At 73.6% G+C, this 6,460-nt stretch carries 7 protein-coding genes and 2 pseudogenes; 3 read left to right on the top strand and 6 right to left on the bottom strand.

All coding sequences use genetic code 11. The features are described from left to right. From H5J29_RS17095 to H5J29_RS35140, 6 genes and pseudogenes are all read right to left on the bottom strand, one after another. The coding region (locus H5J29_RS17095; RefSeq protein ID WP_181781951.1) for an IclR family transcriptional regulator at positions 1-608 on the bottom strand (608 nt) is incomplete at its 3' end. A 37-nt stretch (positions 609-645) separates the two neighbouring features. Further along, positions 646-1,026 carry a nuclear transport factor 2 family protein gene (locus H5J29_RS17090; RefSeq protein WP_181781950.1) on the bottom strand — a complete coding sequence of 127 codons (381 nt, stop codon included), beginning with the start codon at positions 1,024-1,026 and terminating at the stop codon, positions 646-648. Positions 1,027-1,137: 111 nt separating this feature from the next. Continuing rightward, positions 1,138-1,629, bottom strand: coding sequence for a sensor histidine kinase (locus tag H5J29_RS17085; RefSeq protein WP_181781949.1), 492 nt, complete (start codon positions 1,627-1,629; stop codon positions 1,138-1,140). A 685-nt stretch (positions 1,630-2,314) separates the two neighbouring features. Further along, a pseudogene (locus H5J29_RS36585) lies at positions 2,315-2,704 on the bottom strand (ATP-binding protein); the annotation flags it as partial. A gap of 9 nt (positions 2,705-2,713) precedes the next feature. Next, on the bottom strand, positions 2,714-2,977 hold the full coding sequence (locus H5J29_RS35145; RefSeq protein ID WP_312858274.1) for a helix-turn-helix domain-containing protein: 264 nt from the start codon (positions 2,975-2,977) through the stop codon (positions 2,714-2,716). Between the two features lie 187 nt (positions 2,978-3,164). Further along, a pseudogene (locus H5J29_RS35140) lies at positions 3,165-3,725 on the bottom strand (AraC family transcriptional regulator ligand-binding domain-containing protein); the annotation flags it as partial. Positions 3,726-3,795: 70 nt separating this feature from the next. Here H5J29_RS35140 and H5J29_RS17075 point away from each other — a divergent pair. The 3 genes from H5J29_RS17075 to H5J29_RS17065 form a co-directional block, all read left to right on the top strand. Beyond that, on the top strand, positions 3,796-5,238 hold the full coding sequence (locus H5J29_RS17075) for a flavin-containing monooxygenase (protein ID WP_181781948.1): 1,443 nt from the start codon (positions 3,796-3,798) through the stop codon (positions 5,236-5,238). 1 nt (position 5,239) lies between these two features. Beyond that, a complete protein-coding gene (locus H5J29_RS17070) occupies positions 5,240-6,058 on the top strand; it encodes an SDR family NAD(P)-dependent oxidoreductase (RefSeq protein ID WP_181781947.1) in 819 nt (272 codons plus the stop codon). A gap of 10 nt (positions 6,059-6,068) precedes the next feature. Continuing rightward, positions 6,069-6,460: alpha/beta fold hydrolase (locus H5J29_RS17065; protein WP_181781946.1), on the top strand; the 392-nt coding region annotated here is incomplete at its 3' end.

The following is a 6,460-nucleotide window of genomic DNA, read 5'->3' as shown; positions in this document are numbered from 1 at the left end:
CCGACCTGCTCGTTCCACTCCCCCAGGCTCACGGCGTAGCCGCGCGCACGGATCTCGGCGAGCTCGCCGGGCAGCTCCTCGGCCGTCCGGGTCCGCGGGGTGAAGTGCTCGAGCTCGACACCGTCTAGGGCCAGGAGGGCGTCCGGGTCGTGGGCCAGGATCGCCTTGCCCGCCGCGTTGGCGTGCAGCGGCGCGACGTGGCCCACCGTCAACCGGCGGCCGACGACCTCGGGTCCCTCCGCGAGGCCCACACAGACCCGCAGCCTGCCGGTCCGTACGAACAGCCCGGTCGTCTCGCCGACCGCGTCCCTGACCCGGCGCAGCTCCGGGCCCGCGACCTCGACGAGGCCGAGGCCGTGCCGCGCGACCGAGGCCCACCGGACCATCGCCAGCCCGATCCGGTAGACGCCCGCCCGCTGGTCCAGCAGCCCGTCGAGCTCCATGTTCTGCAGCAGCCGCAGGCACGTGCTCGCCGGCAGCCCGCTGCGCGTGCGGATCGCGCGCAGGTCGAGCTCGGGCTCCTCGGGGGTGAACAGATCGAGGATGTCCCGCACCTTCGCGAGCACCTGCACCCGGGTGAACGCGCCCCCCGGGTCGCCGACCGCCATGTGCGCCAGTGAATCCGCGTGCCCGCGGCCGGTCAAGTCAGCCGTAGTCGTAGTACTCGGTGATCACACCGTCCCGGACCGTGAAGACGGTGAGCAACCGGTCGTCGAGGGTGTCGCCCTGGGACCCGAAGCCCGGCAGGTCCACGGCGAGCGTCCCGCCCCACTGCTGCTCGCGGTAGACCACGTCCCCGACCACGTTCACCCGAAGCGCCGGTCCGAGCTTGCGATCCGGCAGGTAGTCCGAGGCGAAGGCGCGCAGGGTCGCCACCAGCTCCGCCGCGCTCGCGAACGAGAAGCCCCGGTTGTAGTGCTGGAAGTCCAGCTGGGGCGACAGCAGCGCCTCCATCGCCTCGAAGTCCTGGGCGTTGTAGGCGTCCACATAGGCCTCGACGATCTCGGCCGCGCTCTGCTCGCTCATCCGTCCTCCTCGACGTCGGGCGACCCGGTGTCACCCGAGGCCCCCGGAGCCTAGGGAGGCGCGCCCGCCGGGCGGGTCCGTGGCGGGCGGGGACTGGCGCAACCGACAGGGTCAGCCGTCGACCGGCAGCGGCACACTGACCACCACCCGGGGCGGTCGGCGGCGTGCGATCCGCAGCAGGCCCCGCACCTCGTGCAGGGTGCGGCGGGTGGCGCGCAGCCCGTACCCCTCGTGCCCGCCGGTCGGGAACCCGACGCCGTCGTCCTCGACGACCACGGACATCCGGTCGGCCTGCACCCGGACCGCCACCTCGATGTGCTGCGGGCCGCCGTGCTTGGCGGCGTTCACCATCAGCTCGCGCGCCGCGCGCAGGAGGGCCTCCGCGGTGCTCGCGGGGAGCAGCCTGCCGCGTTCGGCGACGCCGCGTCCGACGACCAGGTCGATCGGGAGGCCGAACTCGTGCGCGACGTCGAGCACCGTCCCGCGCATCCGCGTGACCAGGTCGACCCGGTCCTCCGGGGCGGAGAGCTGGTGGATGGCGTCCCGCAGCGAGGTCTCGCTGCGCATCAGCAGCGACCGGGCGTGCGCGACCGACGCGCGCACCGCACTGTCCTCCCTGCTGCAGGACCTGGGAGGTGACCTCCCCGCCCGCCCGCAGCTCGGCGGCACACGCGGTGTGCAGCATCCGACGCAGGGGCGGATCGAGATCGGCGTACACGACCTCGCGGTAGAGGTCGTGCTGGAAGGTGAGCAGCTCGTCCTCCTCGACGGTCGTCTCCGCACGCCCCGACTCCGAGGTCCAGCGCGCCACACCCGACGCGACGGCCGCCTGCACCGCGCCGAGCAACGCGGCAGGCTTGCTCCCGGTCACCGCGGCCAGCTGCTCCGGGCCCGCGGGTCTGCCCCACACCGCGAGCACCTGCAGCAGGTCCCGGGCGGCGGGATCGAGCAGCGCCAGGTGGGTCCGCGCGCCGGCCTGCACCGACGCGGGGGCCTCCGCGGCGGTCACCGAGGTGGTGAGCATTCCGCCCTCGGTGCCGAGCAGGCCGCGCCGCTCGAGATCGTCGAGCATCACGCGGGTGTGGAACGGGTTGCCGCCGGTCAGCGCCAGCAGCCCCTGCACCGCGGGCCCGGGCGGCGCGCCGTAGCGGGCGGTGACCAGCCCGTCGAGCTCCGCGGGGGCGAGCCCGTCGAGCTCGACGGTGTGCACGTCCGGCCTGGCCGCCAGCACGGTCAGACCCTCGCGGACGGGCAGCGGGCGGCGGGTGAGCAGCAGCGAGAGCGGGAGGTCCCGGGTCATGTCGACGAGCCAGCCGAGCAGGTCCAGCGAGTCGCCGTCGGCCTGGTGGAGGTCGTCCGCGCACAGCAGCACGGGACCCTCGGCGCAGAGCTTCTCCGCGGCCTCCACCATCCGGTCGGCGGTGTCCGGGCGCGGCGGGTACACCGCCTCGACACCGAGCAGCCCGGCGATCAGCCCGAACGGGCGGCTGCGGCTCATCTCGTCCGCCTCGACGCGCCGCACGGTCGCGCCCCCGCGGGCCAGCCGCCCGGCGACCATGCCCGCGGTCGTCGACTTGCCGATCCCCGGCAGACCCGTCACGAGGACCGTGCGCGTCTCCTGCAGCTGCCCGACGATCTCGTCGACCGCCGCGGAGTGCGGGCGCGCGGGATCGGACACCAGGCCAGGTTATCCGGCGGGACGGGCTGTCGGATGATCCCTTCGGCCCTGATCGGCAGAGGCGCTGTGCTCGTGCTCCGTCGCCGAGGGGCGGCGGTGGGGCGTGATCTGAGCGCGGCGCAGCGCGGTGGGGGTGGTGTCGAACCAGCGTCGGACGGCACGGGTGAGGCCGGACTGCGCCGAGAGCCCCACCATGGCCGCGACCTGCGCGAACGGGACGTCGGTGGCGGTGACGAGCCGGTGCGCGGCCTCGCGGCGGACCTCGTCGAGGATCCGTTCGAAGGTGGTGCCCTCGCCGGCGAGATGACGCTGCAGGGTCCGCGACGGTCCGGCCCGGCTCGGCGAAGTTGCTCTCCAGGTAGTCGAGCGCGAGCGTGCGCAGCAGCAGGTCGCCGCCCGCGACCGGTGCCTCGGTGAGCGTGGCGGGCAGCCGCAGCAGGGTCGCGTCGCGGGCGAACCGGACGTCGGCGCCGAAGAACGCGGTGTATCTCGTCACCGGGACGAGTGGTGGATGCGTCAGATGGGCCGAACGCAGCCCGTACGGGCCGCCGTGCAGGAGCAGGATGATGCGGTGCAGCAGCCCCAGCCCCAGGTCCGTGGCCTGCGGGGGCATCGGCTCGGGCCCGACGGCGCCGTACCGCAGCGCGGTCACGCCGCGGACGCCCTCCGGATCGGGCACCTGCGCGATCGACAGTGCGGGGCTGTGCACGAACAGGAACCGCGAGGCGCTGGCCATCGCGTCGCCGAGGGTCCGGGCGTTCTCGATCGCGACGGCGAGCGGGCCGAGGATCCCCGCGTCCTGGCGCTCGGCCAGGAGCAGACCGAGGTCGGGCCGGTCGAGCTCGGCCGCCGCGACCTCCAGCAGCAGCCCGACGCTGCGGACCGGGACCACGGCGTCGTCGGCGGACACGGCTGCGGGGTCCACGCCGAACCGGGTGAGGAGCCCCGTTGCGTCCCCACCCAGGCTCTCCACCAGCGCCGGGAGTCCCCGCAGCGACGCCGCCCGCACGACCGGTCCCATGTCGCGTGAGGATAAATCATTGTCGGGCTCGGGTAAGCGTGGGTCGGGCGGGGAGACGACACTGGTTGCTATGAACGACACCGACGTCCTGATCGTCGGCGCCGGGCTCTCCGGCGTCGGCGCCGCGTACCGCCTGCAGCAGGAACGTCCGGGGGACCGCTACGCGATCCTGGAGCAGCGTGCCGCGATCGGCGGCACCTGGGACCTCTTCCGATACCCGGGCGTGCGGTCCGACTCGGACATGTTCACCCTCGCCTACCCGTTCAAGCCGTGGCGGGGCGAGAAGTCGCTGGCCGACGGCGAGAGCATCCGCACGTACATCCGTGACACCGCGCGAGAGGCCGGGATCGACCGGCACATCCGGTTCGACACCACGGTGCACTCGGCGGACTGGTCCAGCGCCGACCAGCGCTGGACCGTGCGGACCTCGCAGGGCGAGTGGCGTGCGAAGTTCGTCTACCTCTGCGCGGGCTACTACTCCTACGACCAGGGCTACCAGCCTGCCTTCCCCGGCCTCGCCGACTACGCGGGGACCTTCGTGCACCCGCAGGCCTGGCCCGAGGACCTGGACCACGCGGGCAGGCGGGTGGTGGTGATCGGCAGCGGCGCCACCGCCGTCACGCTCGTCCCGGCCATGGCGGAGACCGCCGCGCACGTGACGATGCTGCAGCGCTCGCCGTCGTACCTCACCGCCCTGCCCCCGCGCGACGGTCTCGCCGACACCCTGCGTCGTCGGCTCCCCGCCGGGACGGCGAACCGGATCGTGCGAGCGAAGAACATCGCCCTCAGCCAGGGCTTCTACCAGCTCGCGAGGCGGCGGCCGAAGCTCGTGCGGGGGGCGTTGCGCAAGATGGCGCTGCGGTTCCTCGACGAGCATGCCGTGGACGAGCACTTCACCCCGACCTACGAGCCGTGGGACCAGCGGCTCTGCGTGGTGCCGGGCGCGGACTTCTACAAGGCGGTCCAGGCCGGGACCGCGTCGGTGGTCACCGACCACGTCGACACCTTCACCGAGAAGGGCATCCGGCTGCGGTCCGGTGCGGAGCTGGAGGCGGACATCGTGGTGTCCGCGACGGGGCTGCAGATGCTGCCGCTCGGCGGGCTCTCCCTCACCGTCGACGGTGCGGCGGTCACGCTGGGGGACACGTTCTCCTACCGCGGCCTGATGCTCTCCGGCGTGCCGAACCTGGCGTACTGCATCGGGTACACGAACGCCTCGTGGACGCTGCGGGCCGACCTGTCCTCGCGCTACGTCACGCGGTTGCTGACCCACCTCGAGAAGCACGGGTACGCAGCGGCCGCACCGACCGCGCCTGCCTCCGCCGAGCGGCGCCCGCTGCTCGACCTGACGTCGGGTTACGTGAAGCGCTCGATCGCGAACTTCCCCAGCCAGGGCGTCGAGCAGCCGTGGCAGGTGCAGCAGAACTACGTGGCCGACCTGATCCAGATGTCGCGGGCCGACCTCGCCCGCGACATGCGCTTCACCCCGGCCCACTCCCTGCAGGAGGCCTGACGTGCAGAAGTATCGGTTCGGCGGGCAGACGGCGGTCCTCACCGGCGCGGCGGGCGGGATCGGCGAGCAGCTCGCCTACGGGCTCGCCGAGCGGGGCAGCGACCTCGTGCTCGTCGACCGGGACGCCGAGGGCCTGGCCCGGGTGGCGGACCGGGTGCGCGACACGGTGAAGGTGGAGACGCACGTCGTGGACCTCGCCGACCGGGCGGCGGTGACCGCGCTCGGCGAGGAGCTTGCCACGAGGCGCATCGGCCTGCTCGTCAACAACGCCGGGGTCGCGCTGGGCGGCAGGTTCCGCCAGGTCACGCTCGAGGAGTTCGAGTGGGTCATGGACGTCAACTTCCGCGCGCCCGTGGTGCTGACCCACCATCTGCTGCCCGCGCTGACCGCCGAGCCGGGCGGGCACCTGGTCAACGTGTCCAGCCTCTACGGCCTGATCGGGCCCGCCGGGCAGTCAGCGTACTCGTCGAGCAAGTTCGCGATCCGCGGCTTCAGCGAGGTGCTGCGACACGAGCTGGCCGAGACGGGCACCGGCGTCACGCAGGTCCATCCCGGCGGGATCCGCACCGACGTGGCCAAGAACGCCCGGCTGGGGTCCGGTGTGGACCCGGCGGAGGTGGCGCAGCACCAGGCGGCCTTCGCGAAGCTGCTCAGCTACCCGCCGGAGAAGGCGGCCGCCGAGATCCTCGACGGCGTGGAGCACCGTCGGCCACGTGTGCTGATCGCGGCGAGCGCCAGGGTGCCCGACCTGCTCGCGCGCCTGCTGCCCGGTTCGTACGGTCCGGTGCTGGACAGGCTGATCGCACTGACCACCCGCTAGGTTCTCCCGCATGCAGGTGCACGGAGAGGTCGGGCAGCCTGTCGTGCTGCTCCCGGGCGGGGCCGCGCCGTGCGCGGGGTTCTTCCCCGGGCTGGTCGAGGGGCTGGTCGCGGACCCGGGCTGCCGGGTCGTGGTGCACGACCGGCCGGGCACCGGGCGTTCGACGGAGCCGGGCGGGCTCGCCGGCGCGACCGCCCATCTGCACGCGTTGGTCACCGAGCTCGGGCTCGGCCCGGTCGTCGTGGTGGGACAGAGCCTCGGCGGCGCGGTCGCGACCCTCTGGGCCCGTGATCACCCGGGCGATGTGGCCGGTCTCGTCCTGCTCGACCCGACGCCGATCAACGACCCCGCGGCCTGCGTGCGCATCGAGCGGCCGGTCCGGGTGGTGGGCGCCGTCGCGCG

The sequence above is a fragment of the Pseudonocardia pini genome, assembly GCF_013870575.1.
In the GTDB taxonomy this organism is placed as follows: Bacteria; Actinomycetota; Actinomycetes; order Mycobacteriales; family Pseudonocardiaceae; genus Pseudonocardia; species Pseudonocardia pini.
Note: the sequence above shows the minus strand (reverse complement) of the source record. Positions and strands in the feature narration are given on the sequence as shown.